This window comes from Coprococcus sp. AM11-30B (genome assembly GCF_027674365.1).
Classification (GTDB): domain Bacteria; phylum Bacillota; class Clostridia; order Lachnospirales; family Lachnospiraceae; genus Allocoprococcus; species Allocoprococcus comes.
This window is the reverse complement of the sequence record NZ_JAQDVB010000002.1, coordinates 142,856-159,384: the sequence shown is the minus strand read 5'-3', so window position 1 is coordinate 159,384 and position 16,529 is coordinate 142,856. Positions and strand designations below refer to the sequence as shown.

The 16,529-nt window shown below is 40.2% G+C and carries 15 protein-coding genes; 7 read left to right on the top strand and 8 right to left on the bottom strand.

What is annotated here, in order from left to right; translation table 11 throughout:
• Positions 1-6: 6 nt before the first annotated feature.
• Both PGU50_RS01700 and PGU50_RS01695 read right to left on the bottom strand, forming a co-directional pair.
• Positions 7-1,827, bottom strand: coding sequence for a DUF6320 domain-containing protein (locus PGU50_RS01700; RefSeq protein ID WP_270202842.1), 1,821 nt, complete (start codon positions 1,825-1,827; stop codon positions 7-9).
• A gap of 3 nt (positions 1,828-1,830) precedes the next feature.
• Positions 1,831-2,757, bottom strand: coding sequence for an alpha/beta hydrolase (locus PGU50_RS01695; protein ID WP_008371960.1), 927 nt, complete (start codon positions 2,755-2,757; stop codon positions 1,831-1,833).
• Between the two features lie 200 nt (positions 2,758-2,957).
• On the opposite strand from PGU50_RS01695, the gene PGU50_RS01690 reads away from it, so the two are divergent.
• Positions 2,958-3,728, top strand: coding sequence for a hypothetical protein (locus PGU50_RS01690; RefSeq protein ID WP_270246033.1), 771 nt, complete (start codon positions 2,958-2,960; stop codon positions 3,726-3,728).
• 138 nt (positions 3,729-3,866) lie between these two features.
• Here PGU50_RS01690 and PGU50_RS01685 read toward each other — a convergent pair whose 3' ends face one another.
• The 6 genes from PGU50_RS01685 to PGU50_RS01660 form a co-directional block, all read right to left on the bottom strand.
• Entirely contained in the window at positions 3,867-4,886 is a 1,020-nt protein-coding gene (locus tag PGU50_RS01685; RefSeq protein WP_270205332.1) for an Rpn family recombination-promoting nuclease/putative transposase, read from the bottom strand.
• A 390-nt stretch (positions 4,887-5,276) separates the two neighbouring features.
• Positions 5,277-6,614, bottom strand: coding sequence for a CitMHS family transporter (locus PGU50_RS01680; protein ID WP_055157528.1), 1,338 nt, complete (start codon positions 6,612-6,614; stop codon positions 5,277-5,279).
• Positions 6,615-6,796: 182 nt separating this feature from the next.
• Entirely contained in the window at positions 6,797-8,944 is a 2,148-nt protein-coding gene (locus tag PGU50_RS01675) for an ATP-binding protein (protein ID WP_117555684.1), read from the bottom strand.
• A gap of 243 nt (positions 8,945-9,187) precedes the next feature.
• The gene (locus PGU50_RS01670; RefSeq protein WP_009243571.1) at positions 9,188-10,381 is read right to left on the bottom strand and encodes a site-specific integrase; all 1,194 of its coding nucleotides are present in this window, start codon (positions 10,379-10,381) and stop codon (positions 9,188-9,190) included.
• Between the two features lie 78 nt (positions 10,382-10,459).
• The gene (locus tag PGU50_RS01665) at positions 10,460-10,663 is read right to left on the bottom strand and encodes an excisionase (RefSeq protein ID WP_002610247.1); all 204 of its coding nucleotides are present in this window, start codon (positions 10,661-10,663) and stop codon (positions 10,460-10,462) included.
• The gene (locus tag PGU50_RS01660) at positions 10,663-11,724 is read right to left on the bottom strand and encodes a replication initiation factor domain-containing protein (RefSeq protein ID WP_259317195.1); all 1,062 of its coding nucleotides are present in this window, start codon (positions 11,722-11,724) and stop codon (positions 10,663-10,665) included. Before PGU50_RS01660 ends, PGU50_RS01665 begins: the two co-directional genes overlap by 1 nt.
• Before the next feature lie 496 nt (positions 11,725-12,220).
• Between PGU50_RS01660 and PGU50_RS01655 the strand changes: the two genes are divergently transcribed.
• From PGU50_RS01655 to PGU50_RS01630, 6 genes are all read left to right on the top strand, one after another.
• A complete protein-coding gene (locus PGU50_RS01655) occupies positions 12,221-12,892 on the top strand; it encodes a helix-turn-helix domain-containing protein (RefSeq protein WP_002322214.1) in 672 nt (223 codons plus the stop codon).
• Positions 12,893-13,202: 310 nt separating this feature from the next.
• A complete protein-coding gene (locus PGU50_RS01650; protein ID WP_002322212.1) occupies positions 13,203-13,682 on the top strand; it encodes an MGMT family protein in 480 nt (159 codons plus the stop codon).
• Positions 13,683-13,989: 307 nt separating this feature from the next.
• On the top strand, positions 13,990-14,484 hold the full coding sequence (dfrF, locus tag PGU50_RS01645) for a trimethoprim-resistant dihydrofolate reductase DfrF (RefSeq protein WP_002322211.1): 495 nt from the start codon (positions 13,990-13,992) through the stop codon (positions 14,482-14,484).
• An 83-nt stretch (positions 14,485-14,567) separates the two neighbouring features.
• Positions 14,568-14,963: an SRPBCC family protein gene (locus tag PGU50_RS01640; protein ID WP_010775277.1), complete on the top strand. Its 396-nt coding sequence runs from the start codon at positions 14,568-14,570 to the stop codon at positions 14,961-14,963.
• A gap of 26 nt (positions 14,964-14,989) precedes the next feature.
• On the top strand, positions 14,990-15,310 hold the full coding sequence (locus PGU50_RS01635) for a TfoX/Sxy family protein (RefSeq protein ID WP_004612621.1): 321 nt from the start codon (positions 14,990-14,992) through the stop codon (positions 15,308-15,310).
• A gap of 279 nt (positions 15,311-15,589) precedes the next feature.
• Positions 15,590-16,276 (top strand): response regulator transcription factor, encoded by a 687-nt coding sequence (locus tag PGU50_RS01630; protein ID WP_008371972.1) that lies wholly within the window; start codon positions 15,590-15,592, stop codon positions 16,274-16,276.
• Positions 16,277-16,529 lie beyond the last annotated feature (253 nt).

The window sequence follows — 16,529 nt, the reverse complement described above, 5'->3', positions numbered from 1 at the left end:
ACCGATTTATACATGTAAATTCTTTTCCATTTCCTGACGCATTTCTTTTCCCTTGAAAAGCACCAGTCCGATCAGCATCAGCACGCCCATCCCAATTGAAATCACAGACGGAAATACAATTCGTACCTTACCAGTCAGCAAAAAGATAAATGGTAAGATCATTCCGTAAAGCGCCGCCATCACAAAGTACACCAGATAGTCCTTCGCCTGACGGTAATACACCCTCGATATGATCAGCATCGAAATCATAATCAAGCCACTGACTCCCGGAAGCACAAAGTCAATCGACCAGCCATGCCAGCCGGTCAGCCAGTCCCAGATAATACAGCCGACTGTCACAATGATCAGCTGCCACATGGCATTCTTCAGCAGATTGTACCGCTTGAAGAAACCGACTGCGAGCGCCAACCACATACTGAACGCACCGCCGCACACAAACAGTGACAGATGGAAATTCGTATCAATGCTATAATCCACTCCCAGTGCCGCCACAATCGCGATCATGCAAAGAAATGTAAATATTTTGAAAATCTGCATTCCTTTCGCTTCTGTCATCACACTTTCCGGATACTCCACTTCAAGGATCTCAGGCTTTACTTCCTGCTCTTTCAGAATCTGGAAAAAATTCTCTTTGATTGCATCACAGTCATATCTGGACGTAAATCCCAGATAAATCTTATCCCGGAAGGAACACATACAAAGCTCTACTTTCGGCGTACTTGTATAAACGCCAAAATACCTGATATACGTCTCATAGCTTTCCGGCATCCGGATGATTCCCATGTTGGAAAAAATAGCGGTCACATCACTTTCTGCCGTCCTCGCCCCGATATTGATACAGACATTTTTCAGTTCCAGCGGCGCAAATTTCAGGATTGGATGCACCTGCAAGGCGAAGTAATCGTTCATCCGCTTCTCCATCTTTTCCGCTGTCAGTTCTTCTTTAAAGCATGCATTTACTTTTTGCACAACATCTGCGAACTCTTCTTTTCCACCCTGAAAATGATATCCCGGTTCGATCCAGTTGAAAAAATTGAGCATTGTATTGGTCGGAAAGAAATTACGCAAATTTACCGGAACCATCAGTACAACCGGCTTGCTTTCCTGCCGTCTTGCCATTGTCCGGTGAATCGCACACAGATATACCGCAGTCAGAAATACCGTCATCGATACACCATAATTCTTTGCCTGGAGCTTCAGTTCTTCGACCGGAATTTCTGCCTCTGTCGTCTGCAGACTTCCAAGCTCACGACTATTTCCGCGAAGCTGATGCGCTGCCGGTTTTTTCTCCTTTTTGCGGTCTGCCTGGCGGGAATAATATCTTTCAAATCCATCCGCTTCCTGATCGGAAAGGCTCTCCGAATACTCTGACAGAACCACATCCTCCAGTCCATCCTCATGATGTGCCAGATACAGATAATTTTTCACCAGCTCCCGTACAAATTCACTGGCACCGGTTCCGTCTGTCAGCACATGAAAGACCTCAAAATTGATTCTTTTTTTGTAATAAGTCACTTCAAAAAGCAGGTCTCTCTTGTCACGGATATAAAGGCTGCTGCACGGCTCCTTATACTCTTCTCTTACAACCGGTCTTTTATTACTCTGTTCCAGATAATGCCAGAACAGTCCCTTTCGCAGCACGGACAGAAAGATCGGATATTTTTCCAGTGTCCTGTCTACTGCCTTCTGCAGGATCTCCTGCTGTATATCCTCTTTCAATTCACAGTAGAACCGGAATACACGGGTATCCCTTTTACTGCTCGCCGCCGGAAAAAGCTTCGCTGCATTGTCCAGCCTTCTCCAGTGCTTTACATTTGTCTGCGGCATTTTCTATTCCCCCTCCAGAAAATGATTGATATATTCAAAACTTTCCTGTACATGCAGACTCCGGATTCCCAGTGCAAAATATCCGTGAAGTGCATCCTTGATCCGGTGTACTTCCACCCGGTTACCTGCCTCTGCAAGACGTCTTCCATACGCTTCTCCCTCATCCCGGAGCGGATCAAATTCTGACGTCAGGATCAGTGTATCCGGCTGTCCTGACAGATCTTTCTCCAGAATCGGTGCAAAATATGGATTTAACTTGTCCTCTTCCGAACCTGCATAAAGATTGATATAATCTTTTAATTTGCCTGCCGTCAGAAGATAATCCTGCCCGTTCTCCCTTACAGAAGAGAACAGACTCTTCTCTGAATAATCATTATTGACTGCCGGATAGATCAGAATTTGTCTCTTTGGCATAAATTCGCCACGGTCCCGTGCCATAATGGACAATGCAGCTGCCAGATTGCCACCTGCACTGTCTCCAATCAGAGTAATATCCTCCGGCTTTGTATCCGGATGCGTATACAATGCTCTTGCCACGGCATAACAGTCCATAAGCCCGGTCGGGAACTTGTGCTCCGGCGCCAGGCGGTATTCTACTGCTGCTACAGTCTGCCCCGTCGCCTGTGCCATCCGGGAACATACTCTCTCATAATTTTCCACATGCTCAGTCGCCCATCCTCCTCCGTGAAGGAAAAGCATGATCTTTCGTCCCTTGATCTGATCTTTTTCCAGACACGATGCTTCATCCGGGAAAAATACCCGGATCGGAACTTCATAATCTCCGTTATATACCTGCAGATCCATTTTTTTATAAAAAATTTTCATCGGATCCAGTCTTTTCAGATCCGCAAGCTGCCTTGATACTTCTACATCAATCCCTCCAAAAGACAGGATTTTCAGGATTGCTTTTGTTGCTATATTGATTGCCATATTTTTCTGTCCTCATTTATTTTTTCATACAGATTTATTCTACCATAGAATGATGTCCCCTACCACTCTTTCTCTTTCCATCTTTGCTACATTAACCCATTTTCAATTTTTCAGATTTCACAATCATCTCATTATTTATTTGACACAGACTGTCAAAACAGTTACCATACACTTATGCACAAGGAGGGTGTATTTGTTTTATGAATAATAAAAAAAATATAGACGACTATTTTGATGACAACTTTGAAGTAACTTATACAGGCGATCTCCCGTCGATCCCTGTGGGGCAGGATGATTATGACGACCGTTATGACGACACAGACTACCTTAACGATTATGAAACTGACGACTACTACTATGAAACAGACAGGCTTGCTCCTGATTATGACGATGATTATGAAGAAGAGGATTCTTATTATGACCGCCAAAGACCAGCCAGACGGACAGAACGGAGAAATTCCCGCAGACGTCCCGATTCCTCTTCCGAAGAACTGGCTGCTCCAATCCGGAATATTGCCCGCACCGGAAGTACTGCCGCTGAGAAACTGACCACTTTCATCCTTCGCCCGGCACCGGTTCTGATGTCCGCCATCATCCTGGCGATTACCTTTTTTTCATTCTGGAATCAGCTGTCTGATTATGGAGATATCAATACACTGACATCCAATCCAGATCTTACTCTGATTGCTTATCTGACTGTCGGAGCGGTTATGCTGATCTGGATGCTGTCTACGTTCTTTTTCACATTAAGTGGCATCCGGCACGGAACCGGACGCGGACTTACTTATTTTGTCCTGGTATATGTTCTGTCCTACCTCTTCAGTCTAGCCGCAGCTGCAATTCCTTCTGATGTTCAGTTGCTGACCGGTATCAGAGGCGGTATCCTGGTATTTGGTTCTCTTTACCCGGCATATTTTCCATTCTGCGTGGTGGGAATTATTACTTGTATTTTGCGGAAAATTTTGAAGTAAAACATTCCTCATACTAATGCCTATTCCTTAGGGCATCCTCATATGGTGTTTTTACTTTATAAGTGAACAACAACTAATTACATGCGAAAAAAAGAGTAAGTCAAATCACTCATCTATCTGATTTGACTTACTCTTTTCTTACTTTTGTTTCATTCCCGATGTGTTTCCCAACTTTTGTACTATTTTTTCTATATCATATTCCGGTGCATAGGTATTGGCAATATCATAGATTCTCTGTATCGTCAAGACATCCTCTTCCAGAAAATCTGCAATTTCCTCTGCTGACATCCCTTTTTGCAATTTTTTTATAACAATTGAAACTAATGCTTCCCTGTACCCTTCTTTACGTCCTTCTTTACGTCCTTCTTTACGTCCTTCTTTACGTCCTTCCTCACGTCCTTCTTCACGACCTTCTCGCATCCCAATTATTTTTGCACTTTTCATAAACGAATTATGATCCCACAAAATTTTTTGTCTTTCTTCGTATTCTCTTCTTTTTCTTTCATCTGCACTCATCTTCTCCAGACATTCATAAGCTTCTTTAATATATTCATTTTGCTCTGCCATCTTTGCAAAATCCTTTCTGTTCTTTCCGCTCATAAATCGCATCCACTGGATGATCCCAGTTTCATTCTGACTTTCCGGTGGCAACTTTTTCAATTCCAGAATATGAATCTGCAGCAAGTCCGTCAGCACTTCTCCAGTCTCTTTATCACAGAACATTCCCGCATGATAACATCTGGTATCATTTTCAAAGAAATTAAAGTCCAAAATTCCAACATGAATGCACGGTTTAATTCTATCATAAGTATCCCCTGTTTTCATTTGATCCGTTACCATCTTTGACAGATAATAAAAGCTCCTCTGAAACCAGAATTCAAATGGCACCACCTGCATTTCCAAATCCATCTGCTCTCCATTTTTCAAGAGAACTCTTACATCCAGAATCCCGTATTTATCTTCCGGATATTCTTTCCTTAAAATTGTTGGCATCAACTTTGTTTTCTGAATTTCTTCTGGATCTTTCTTTAGGATTGCCGCAATCAATCCCTGTCTTACTTTTGCATTCTCCATTAATTCTTTGAAGCAGAAATCTACCGTTGGATGCATTATAAAGCTATCCTGATTTTCTGTTAATTGTTTCTTTTCTTCTGTCATATGATTCCCCTTTCTGCATTGTAAAAATATAGAAAGGAAAATCTGACTTTTCTACTATAAATATTTTAACATACTGTCATCCTTTGTAAAGGCAAACTCCCATACTTCTATATTTTCTTTTGCTTTGTTCATTGTCGGGAGTTTACTCGAAAATTGAGCACCGAAAATGAGATACCTTCTGATTATGGTTAATTAGATACTTTTTCGATTTTAGAACTAAATCGAAGTAAAATAACTCTATCACATTTTCCTGAAATCTTATACCCTGCATAACATTTTCGAGTACTTTCGTTGCATTTCAATCATCAGACCATTTTATATGCATATCCAAAAAAATCCCGTACTCCATGTACAAATCACATGAAATACAGGATCTTTTTATTTATCTAACTAGAATTTGATAACTCCAAGAATTATACCTGAGATCAGACAGATAATACTTACACCCCAGATCCAGAAGAAACTGTTCTTGATGTGATCTTTGATCTCCACACCGGCAAGTCCGGTTCCAAGGAAAGTAGCAGGAACAACCGGGCTGATGAAAGTTGCACAGTTACGGCAAACAACCATTGCAATGGCAATATGTGCCGGATTTACACCGAATTCGTTTCCGATTCCGATCAGTACCGGAAGCATTCCGAAGAAGAAGGAATCGGTATCAAACATCAGTGTAAGCGGTACAGATACCAGACCTACGATAAGCGGTAAAAATCTTCCCATAGACTGTGGAACTACATTTGCAAGTACATTAGCCATATGAGTCATGATCTCTGTTTGCTGCATCACTCCAAGAAATACACCTGCACAAAGAATCGTAGATGCCATGGTAAGTGCCGGACCTGCATGGGATTTAATGATCTTACCCTGCATTTTTGCACCCGGGTAGTTTACAAAAAGTGCTACTGCACATCCTACCATAAAGATATAGTAAGACGGTACCTTTGCAAGAACCAGGTTTACGATCACTACCAGTGTTACGATTACATTGAACACAAAGAGTTTCGGTCTTGCAAGCTCATTCTTTTCATCATCTGTTACGGCTTCATCTTCAATTCCGCCATACTCGATCTTTTCTGCTGAAGAAGTGCCTGCACCTCTCTTCTTTTCGATATTTCCCCAGATAAATGCTGTTCCAAGTGCAATAAAAATACCTACAACCTGCATTGGAATGATCTGTTTCCACAGTGCATTTGGTTCAATTCCAAGGACAGTAGCCGCACGCATTGTCGGTCCGCCCCATGGCAGAAGGTTCATTACACCCATTGCAGATACACAGATGAGCATCAGAGTTGTCGGTCTCATATTCAGACGTTTGTAAACCGGGAGCATTGCCGGAATTGTGATCAGGAATGTAGAGGCACCGCCTCCATCCAGATGTCCGATCATAGCAATGATACAGGTCATCATGGCAACACCGACTACATTACTTCCGACTTTCTTCATCAATGCATTGATGATCTTGTCGAACATTCCTACATCTGTCATAATTCCAAAGAAAAGTACAGAGAAGATAAACAGTGCTGCAGTACCATGTACTCCGGCTACACCAGCTGTTACAAATTCCCCCATTTCTTCAATCGTAAATGTTCCGGTTGCTACAAGGATCGCACCTGTTACAGTTGATACACTGACAAATGCAAGAGCCGGTACCGTTACATTTCTTAAGAGCAACGCAATCACAATAATGATGGTTGCAAATCCCAATAAGGCAAGCATTGCTTCACTCATGGCATTTTCTCCTTCCTTTTGTACGGGTACTTTTTCGTACCATTTATTTGATGATTCCATTATAAAAACCCAACCTTACACTCTTACAGATTCCTCCTTACATTTTGTTAAGGTAAATCTTTAAAAGTATTAAGGTTGGGTTTGTCTTATCTTACACCTTACAGATATCTGCGTCTTTTTTCTTATATCGGCTGGCTGGCACGATTCCGAATTGCCTCGAGAATTGCGGTATCCGATACCGGTTTTTCTACATATCCGTCAATGATTCCTTTCTGCCGGGCCTCTGCCACCTCACGGCTGACTCCATCAATAATAATAAGCTTCAGCATGTCCGGATATCTGCCTGCAAGCGACATACAGAAATCCACTCCACTGCAATCCTCCATCGTCTCGTCTACTACCAGTACATCTGCCTCCTGCTGTTCCAGACATTTTTGCAGTTCTTCTCTTTTCATACAGGTCTGAATCTGGATCCCGATCTTCTCAAAATTCTTTTTCAGCAGCTGCAATACCTTTGCATTGTCATCTGCCACCACGATCCGATAATCCTTTCTGGGAATATTCTGCACAATCTGTGGCATATGCTCTGTATCCAGTACCGGAAGGTAGATATGAAAGGTACTTCCTTCTCCTTTTTTGCTCTCTGCATAAATATATCCCTTATGTGAAGTAATAATCTGCTCCGCAAGTGCCAGTCCAAGTCCGGTACCCTCTCCCCCTTTTTTCGTTGTAAAAAATGGATCAAAAATCTGACGCAGCGTCTCTTTATCCATTCCACACCCATTATCTTTCACCTGGATATGGATATATTTTTTCCATACATCCGAAAGCTTTTCAATCACTCCCTGAGCCAGTTTTTCTTTTTCTTCTGAATGGCAGGATATTCTGATATTTCCTTGATTTTTTCCAATCGCATGCACCGCATTAACGCAGACATTTAAAAGCACCTGGTTCAGCTGTGTCGCATTTCCAAGGATCATTTCATCATCTACACAAAACTCACTTTCCATATGGATCAGAGGCGTACAGACAGATTCCATCATCCTTTCTGCACGCGTCATGAATTTCTTTATCGAAATATTTTTATAAACGGTCTCTACATTCTTTCGACTCAGGGACGAAATCTGGCGCACTACATCCTTTGCTTTTTCCGAAGCCTCATAAATTTCTTTTGCACTGTCCTGTTCTTCTGATCCTTCCGGAAGTTCCATCATCAGAAGCTCTGCATATCCCATGATCGGAGTCAGAAAATTATTGAATTCATGTGCGATACCACCTGTCATAGTTCCCATGATCTGAAGTCTTTGCTGATGTGCGATACTCTGCTCGCTCCGATGCATTTTTTCCAACTGCTCATTCAGTTCTTTCAGATCATTGATCTCCCGCACAGCTCTTCTCATATCACGCATCACTCTGCCAAATAAGACAACCGCAATACCGGCAGCCAACAAAATACCAACAAAAATACATACCATTTTCAAGAAACCTTCAGCTATCGGTTCGTACAGATCATCGTAGTCGATCACCGCACTGACTACCCAGAAGCTGTCTCCGATCTGAACCGGAGAATATGCACTGATTTTCTGTACTCTCGGACGTTTTTCATTTGTCCACCAATACGAATAATAATGAGAAATACCTTCTTTTCTCTTCTTCTGATCCTCAATCATCTTCTCCAGACTGGAGTAATCCAGATCTGGATACATTTTCTTCCTTCCTGCAATAACCGGAATTCCCCATTGTTCTTTCTTCGGATGCATGATGATCGTTCCTTCTGCATCTTTGACAACAATGTATCCATTCGTTCCGATGTGAATTCCCGAAATCAGTTTCTGATAATATTTTTCCGCATCGATCATCAGACAGATCTTTCTCCCATCCTTCAAAACACGCTTATATACATTATAGATTTTCCCACCTGTATCTTTTTCCATATAAATGCTATTCTTTGCCGAGCTTTGAGTGAGCAGCTGTGAACTTACAATCTGTACATCCTTGACACTCTCTGAAAGCTTTCCCTGTTCGTCTTCCAGGTACAGATTCGTGATAAAACTGGTCTGTGTGTCTATAAATTCCCGATATAGTTGTTTTGCCTCATCCTGCGGTCTGTTCTCTGCTGTTTTTGCAAGAAAGCTTAAACTTTCCTCATATTCCTCTGTGGACATCGCCATATTTTCACTCAGGATTCTGGTTGTCAGGAGCATCTGTTCCTCCTGGTTCTGCATCAAAGTATCTCTGTACTTTTTCCAGACACCAAATCCTGCAAATACAAGAATTACGATTAAAAAAAGTGGAATCGCAGCAATCAGTGTCTTTTTGTTTTTCTTCATATATTCTCGTCCCCGGTTTGTTATCAATTGACTTGTTCTCTTTCTAATATTATAATGTTTTTTATAAGTTGTATAGAAATTATATATGTCTTTTTGACTATCTTTTTATATCTTCTTAAATGTCCGTAAAGCCTTATTTTATCGGCTCTACGGGCATTTTGCTTTTGTTGTAAACCTCACATATCTAGGTCTATCTTCTTATATTTTCGCTATCAAGCGTGGTTAAAATCGTGGTAAATACTTCTATGCGATTAGACGCTGAACCTCTGATTTTGCAGTATCTATGGACGCATGAGCATACCAGTTCATTGTGATACTGATGTTTGAATGTCCCATGATATACTGTAAATCTTTTGGGTTCATGTTCTTACTTGCCAGCCTTGTGCAGAACGTATGGCGTAGTGTATGCGGTGTGATATGTGGCAAGGGATTGTCCTTATGGTGCTTGTTGTATTTCTCTACCATACGGACAAAAAGCATATTGTAATCAATCGCAACTTTGGGCTTGCCTTTATGATTTACAAATAGAAAGTTGCCCCGTCCGTCTATCACAAATGGTTCTGCCTTTGGGCGTTTCTTCATAACCCGTTGAAATGCTTGTATCGTTTCTCTGCTTAATGGCACTTGCCTTGCTCCGCTTTTTGTCTTAGGCGTTTCAATATAGTAGCCCTGTTCCTTGCTCTTTAATAACTGGTGGTCGATAATCACAACTTCATTCTTGAAATCAATATCGGCTACTGTCAGTCCGCACAGTTCCGAGATACGAAGTCCTGTCTTTAACAGTATCAGCACATCATCATAATACTTGTGATACACATTGTCCGCCTTGATGAATGAGAGTAGGGCTTGTTCCTGTTCCTCTGTCAATGCGACTTTCTCTTTGGTATCATTTTCTATAACTTCACTTAACTTGAAATCAAAAGGGTTTTTCCTTACACAATCGTCTTGTATGGCGATATAGAATGACGCTTTTAACGAGCGTTTATGGTTGTTAATGGTGTTATAGGAAAAGCCTTTGTCTTTCATGCGTAACGCCCATTCCTTAGCGTCAGAGGGTTTTATCGTATCAATGCTCCTAGCACCTAACTTGTCCTCTTTCAATAACCGCATGAGCTGTTCCCGTTGTTTCTGTGTGCTCTTCTTCACGTTTGCCCTCTGTGTGTTCTGTTTGGCGTAGAGTTGGCAAAGCGTCATTTTCTTGCCTGTGCTGTCGATACCGTCCTCAATATCCCGTCTTATCTGCTGTTCCAGTTCACGAAGTGAGGGTTTTTCCCGTTTTCCCTTTGGTGTCGGGTCTGTGGGTGTCAATCTCCAAGCATACACATATTTTGTGTTTCCAAATGCGTCCACATATTTATATAAGTATTTCCCGTCTGTTCGTTGGCTCTCTCCAGTATGCAGGATACGTCCTTTGCTATCCCGTCTTTTTTCTTTCATGGTGTCTGCTCCTTTCCTTGTTGGAAAGAGCCTTGATATGACTTGTATTCATCATAACACATACAAGGCTCATTTGCATTAGATTGCGTCCAATTTGTCAATGACCTTTTCAAACTGTCGGCGTTTAATCTGTATGCGGTTGCCATTCATAATGAGCCAGCCAGCGTCCTTGTTTTCCTCTGCCAATCGTCTTAACTTGTTTTCTCCGATACGGAAATATTTTGACGCTTCTTCAATGGTAAGGGTGTATTTTTCCCATACGGGAATATCGTTGTTATTCATCAGATACCCCCTTTCCCATGTTTCGTGTTATATTGGATATAGGGGATAAGATCGGTGCGGTCTATCCTCTGTAAGTGGGCGGTTAGTTTACTGGAAAGGGAATTGCTGTATCTTGCCTTATCAAGCATAGTTCCCACTTTTTCCAGTCCACCTAATGCGTCATGTTCTTCCAAGAAGTAAAAACTTTTCACAGCGGAAATCACGCCACCCTCTGTGAGCCATTGCTGTGTTTCCTCAAGAGAATTATGTAGTTTCGGTACTTGCAGTTTTAAGACTTCCATAGCCCCTAAAAAGCGTTCCCAAAACCGACACGTTTTCCATCTGCTCTTATTACTTTCATTTCTGTTTGGCACGACAAAGCGTAGGTTGTTTGCCAATAGCCCGAAAGCCAGTTCCCCAAGTTCCAGCGGTCTGTCTTTGAATGTCATGGCAAAAGCATGAGCCTTATCATCTCGCAGTTGCATTTCTGTCCGTTTCCAACTGCCGACTTCATCAAGTGTCTTATTATGTTTTGAACAGACTTCCTTATCTTTGTCATAAAAGCGGTAGGACAATCCCGATTTACCAGCACCAATATAAACAGTCTTTGCAGTGTCGAAATCATCAAACTTGCTTTCGTCAAAGTGGTAGCCCTCACTATTAGAAATAAATTCCTCTTTTTCGCATTTCTTCTTTATCTGCTCTATGGTAAAGAATGGCTTTTCGTTCTTATCATCAATGGCAATATCAAGTCTTGTGAAATGGAAATTATCCAGTCCGTATCTTCGCTCACAGCGTCGGAACATATCCCCAAAGGTATAATTCCTACTGTCGAGAATACGGAAAATATCATCACAACCTCTGCCAGTCATAACAAGATAACAGCCTAGCCCCTGTGGGTTGTCCTCTGTCTTTCTTGCGTCCCCCGATACATAAATATCTCCAATCTGCCAGCGTGCCTGATAAGTCTTGAATTTTATCGTTGCTGGATAAACATTGAAAATGTCAGTCGGTAAATCTAAAATGTGCATGATTACATCTTCAGCGGTTGCCGTTTCAAATACAATGCTGATGTAATCAATCTTAACGGATAAATTTTTGTGTGTAGTTATAGTGCATTTCTCCTTTCGTATGCCCCGTTTTTTTGCGGGGTAAAAATTGTGTTTTTTCCTTTATTTATCACAGTTTCTAGGTACTATGACATGTATACGCAGGGCGGTGTTACATATACGCCCTTTATGAACGCCTAAAGGCGTTCCCTTTCTTCCTGTGTCTGATCCGTTCTTAACGCTCACGAGCCTTGTAAGGCTCGTGGCTAAACGGAACAGCCCCAGTCAGAAACCTTATTTTCGGTCTGATAGTCTATGCTTATTCATGCTATCAAAATGAAAATACATCTTTTCTATGCTTACTCAAGCGTGTGATTGACCCTAGCGTGCTTAATCACTCTATCTGATACGATAATAACGCCATTAGAATTACTTGTCAAGAAGTTTTTGTTGACTTTTAGATATATATTAAGTATGATATGCTTATAAATACCAAGAAAAGCAATGAAAGGAGTGTTTATACTAAGTCATGGAGCATTACGAAAAGAAAATCAGTTTCTTAGGAGAGAACATACAGACCATAAGAAAGCATAGAGGAATGAAACAACAGGAACTTGCGGACAAAATCGGTATCAATATGCAGAGCCTTTCCAAGATTGAACGTGGCGTGAATTATCCTACCTTTGATACGCTGGAAAAGATAATGGACGTGCTGGGAGTAACACCCAATGAATTATTGTCGGGAGAATGGAAGTATATTGACCACACCGAGCCCTATATCATGGATATTATCAAACGGGAACAAGACTTCAATGTTTCCTTAGATTACCTGTCTGAAAATGAATTTTTCGATGATGAAAAAGAATGCACATTTTACAAGGCATATAAACTCATACAGTATATCCATAACTACATTACCAATGAGGTTACGGAGTTGGAAGAACTTATGGAAATCAAGCAGTTGATACAGCGTCAAAAACTGGAACGCATGATAAAAGTACATAAGGAAATGCGAGGGTTAGACCGATACAGAGAACAGCCCAAAGAGTATAAATACCATGACCCTTATGATGATTGGATATTTCGTCAGCTTGCGGATATAGACAACAGAAACAACATTCCCGACACTTCTCCACAAGTAGACTTCAATGAAGCAGACTATGAAGATTATCTAAAGGCGAAATGGAACAGAGGTCTTTAATTTCCTCTTGCATGGAAGATACAGCAAACAAAAAGCCCAGTAAAGAGTGCAAAGCACCACCAATGGTGGCAAGGCTCTTGACAGGGCTTTTTCTTTTCTGTTGTGGGGTAATCAAGAGGAAGAAAGAAAAAGTGTGCATTTTTGTTCCATAAATGCTAAGGGTATGCTGATTTTTATTGTGGCGGATATATGGAACTGTTATAATATGGATATGAAGAAAGCGACAAATTTGAAAGTGTTAATAATTTTCAAACAGCCTCATTGCATGGAAATAAGAAACAGACTATCCTTAAAGTAGGAGGTGGCACAAATGGCAAATGAAGATAAAAAAGATTTTAATGCTATGTTGCATGATAGTAAGGATATGCCAAAATTTCAAATTATCATAGACCAGAAAAGTATTGAGAAATATGGTGGAAACAAAATGTATTTTGCTCCCCCGATTGACTATGACAAAGTAATGAAAAAAGTTCCGTATGGTAAAGTGATTACGGTTGGAAAAATACGAGAACACTTTGCAAAATTGAGTGGTGCAGATTTTACAGAGCCGATTACAGCGGGTATATTTGTTTCTATTGTAGCGTGGGCGAGTTATCAGCGTTCCGAAGATGAAACACCCTATTGGAGAACATTAAAAGCAAACGGAGAATTAAATGCTAAATATCCAAATGGTATTGAAGCACAGAAAGAAAAATTAGAAGCAGAGGGACATACCATTATTCAAAAGGGGCGTAAAAATATACGATACTATGTAAAGGACTATGAAAATTCTCTTTTTGATTTGAAATAGGCAAATTCTATTTCACAATTTCATATCTCTATACACAAAGCAGTTAGTCTTAGGATTGACTGCTTTTTTCATACCTAAATTTCAGATTGGAGTGATGAAATGGTGTTTGTTAGAGCTGTTCAGTAAGATTATCGGTGCATAAAATTTTATTGTGGTGCAGATATGAAAATGATATAATGTGGATATGAAGAAAGCGACAAACTTGAATTTGTCGAGCTGGTTAGTTCGAGATAATTTTGAGTTTGTTAAGATGTGGTGCACTTGATGGAATCACAGGTACGACATCATATTATGGAGGATGAAATAGATGATAGGTTTGATTGTTGCGAGGTCAAAGAATAATGTTATAGGCAAGAATGGTAATATACCATGGAAAATAAAGGGAGAACAAAAGCAATTTAGAGAGTTAACAACGGGTAATGTGGTTATTATGGGGCGAAAGTCTTATGAAGAAATCGGTCATCCGTTGCCTAATAGAATGAATATTGTTGTTTCCACCACAACAGAGTATCAAGGAGATAATTTAGTTTCAGTTAAATCATTAGAAGATGCATTATTATTGGCTAAAGGACGAGATGTATACATATCTGGTGGATATGGACTATTTAAGGAAGCTTTGCAAATAGTAGATAAAATGTATATCACAGAAGTAGATTTAAATATTGAAGATGGAGATACATTCTTTCCAGAATTTGATATCAATGATTTTGAAGTTTTGATAGGGGAAACACTTGGTGAGGAAGTGAAATATACGAGAACATTTTATGTAAGGAAAAATGAATTGAGTAGATTTTGGATTTAGGGTGTTTTCATAAATATATTGCTTTTTATGCATATATAAATTGTTGTAAGACAAATTCCAGTTTGAAAAGGGGAAATGAAAAAGTGGCAATTTCAAATATAAATACAATTATTAGTAATGATATTCAAAAAGTTTGGAACATTGTTTTAGCTGTTGATAAATATAACTCATGGCGAAGTGATTTGAGCAAAACAGAAATAATAAATGACAAACAATTTATTGAATACACAAAAAATGGATATGCTACTACATTTACCGTTACCGTTGCAGAACCATATAAACGCTGGGAATTTGATATGGAGAATAGCAACATGAAAGGTCATTGGATTGGTGTTTTTATAGACAAAGGGAATGAAACACAAATAGACTTTACAGAAAATGTGATACCTAAAAAGTGGTTTATGAAACCTTTTGTAAAAACCTATTTGAAAAAACAACAAAAGCAATTTGTTCTGGACTTAAAGAAAGCATTGGAATAATAAAATTCAAGATTGGAGGGTTGGAAATGGCTTCAAGTAAAGATTATTTACAATTTGTTTTAGAACAATTATCAGAATTACAAGAAATAACATATCGTGCAATGATGGGAGAATTTATTATTTATTATCGTGGAAAAATCGTTGGCGGTATATATGATGATAGGTTACTTGTAAAACCAACAAAGTCTGCAATTTCTTATATGCCGACAGTTACTTATGAAATTCCATACGAAAACGCCAAAGAAATGTTATTGGTGGAAGAAGTTGATAATAAAGATTTTCTGACGGGGTTATTTGATGTGATGTATGATGAACTACCAACGCCAAAACCTAAAAAGAAAAAATAAACAGCTTCTAGTTTACAATTTCATATCCATATACACAAAGCAGTTAGTTTTAGGATTGACTGCTTTTTAAAAAGACACCATTTAGGTGTAATGATGTCTTTTGGGTGTTATTTTATAGGTCATATCAAGGCTCATTCAATCGTGGTAAATTCGTGGTAAAATGAGTTTTTTCTATACTTCAAAATACTTGAAAGTATAGTGTTTATGCGGATAATCGAAAATTAGATATAAAATTTATGAAAAATTTATTGAAATTTTTACTTTTGGGAGGTTGCCTCAATGGCTGACAAAATACTGATCGTAGATGATGATCCGGCAATCTGTAAGCTGCTGGAAAAAGTAATGCACAGCAATGAGCTAGAAACAACAACAGTAAACTGTGGCATGGATGCGCTGTCCATCCTGAAAAATCATACATTTGACCTGATCCTTATGGATATCATGCTGGGAGATATGGAAGGGTTTGAAGTTATCAAAAGGCTTCGCAATCAGGGGATCAGTACTCCGGTTATGATCGTCAGCGGACGTAATGAAGACTATGATTCTCTGTACGGGCTTTCACTTGGAGCGGATGATTATATCACCAAGCCGTTCCGACCGCTTGTACTTGGTGCTAAAGTAAAAGCACTGATCCGCCGCAACAAGAATCTGGTACTCGACAATTCCGATACTCTGGAATGCGGTCCATTCAGCTATGATACCACAACCATGCGTTTTTACAAAAATGGCGAAGAACTTATCCTTTCTTCCAAGGAGTCTGCACTTCTTCTGCTCTTTATGAAGCATCCGCAGCAGGTTTTCACCAAGGACATGATCTATGAGCATGTCTGGGGCAATACGGTTGCCGTTGATGACAATGCAATCATGGTCTACATCAACCGGCTTCGTGGTAAGATCGAGGACGACAGACAGAATCCGGCGTATATCCTGACGATCCGCGGACTGGGATACCGTTTTGTTCCGTAAACGACCTTTTCATCAAGAAGAGGCTCCATCCTGAATCTTCTCCTAATGAATAAGAAAGAATGTGCCTCGGCACATTCTCGCGCCGAGCGCGTTGCTGAGCGCCAGTGGCGCTCGTTAAGCAACGACCGAAGCGGAGCGTAGACCGCTTGCGACATTCTTCATCTTCGTGCGAGTGCGCATCTCCGGCACGCAGTGCCTTTTATTTCATAGGAAGTTCCTTTGGAATTTCCTATGAAATAAAAAGATGACTTTT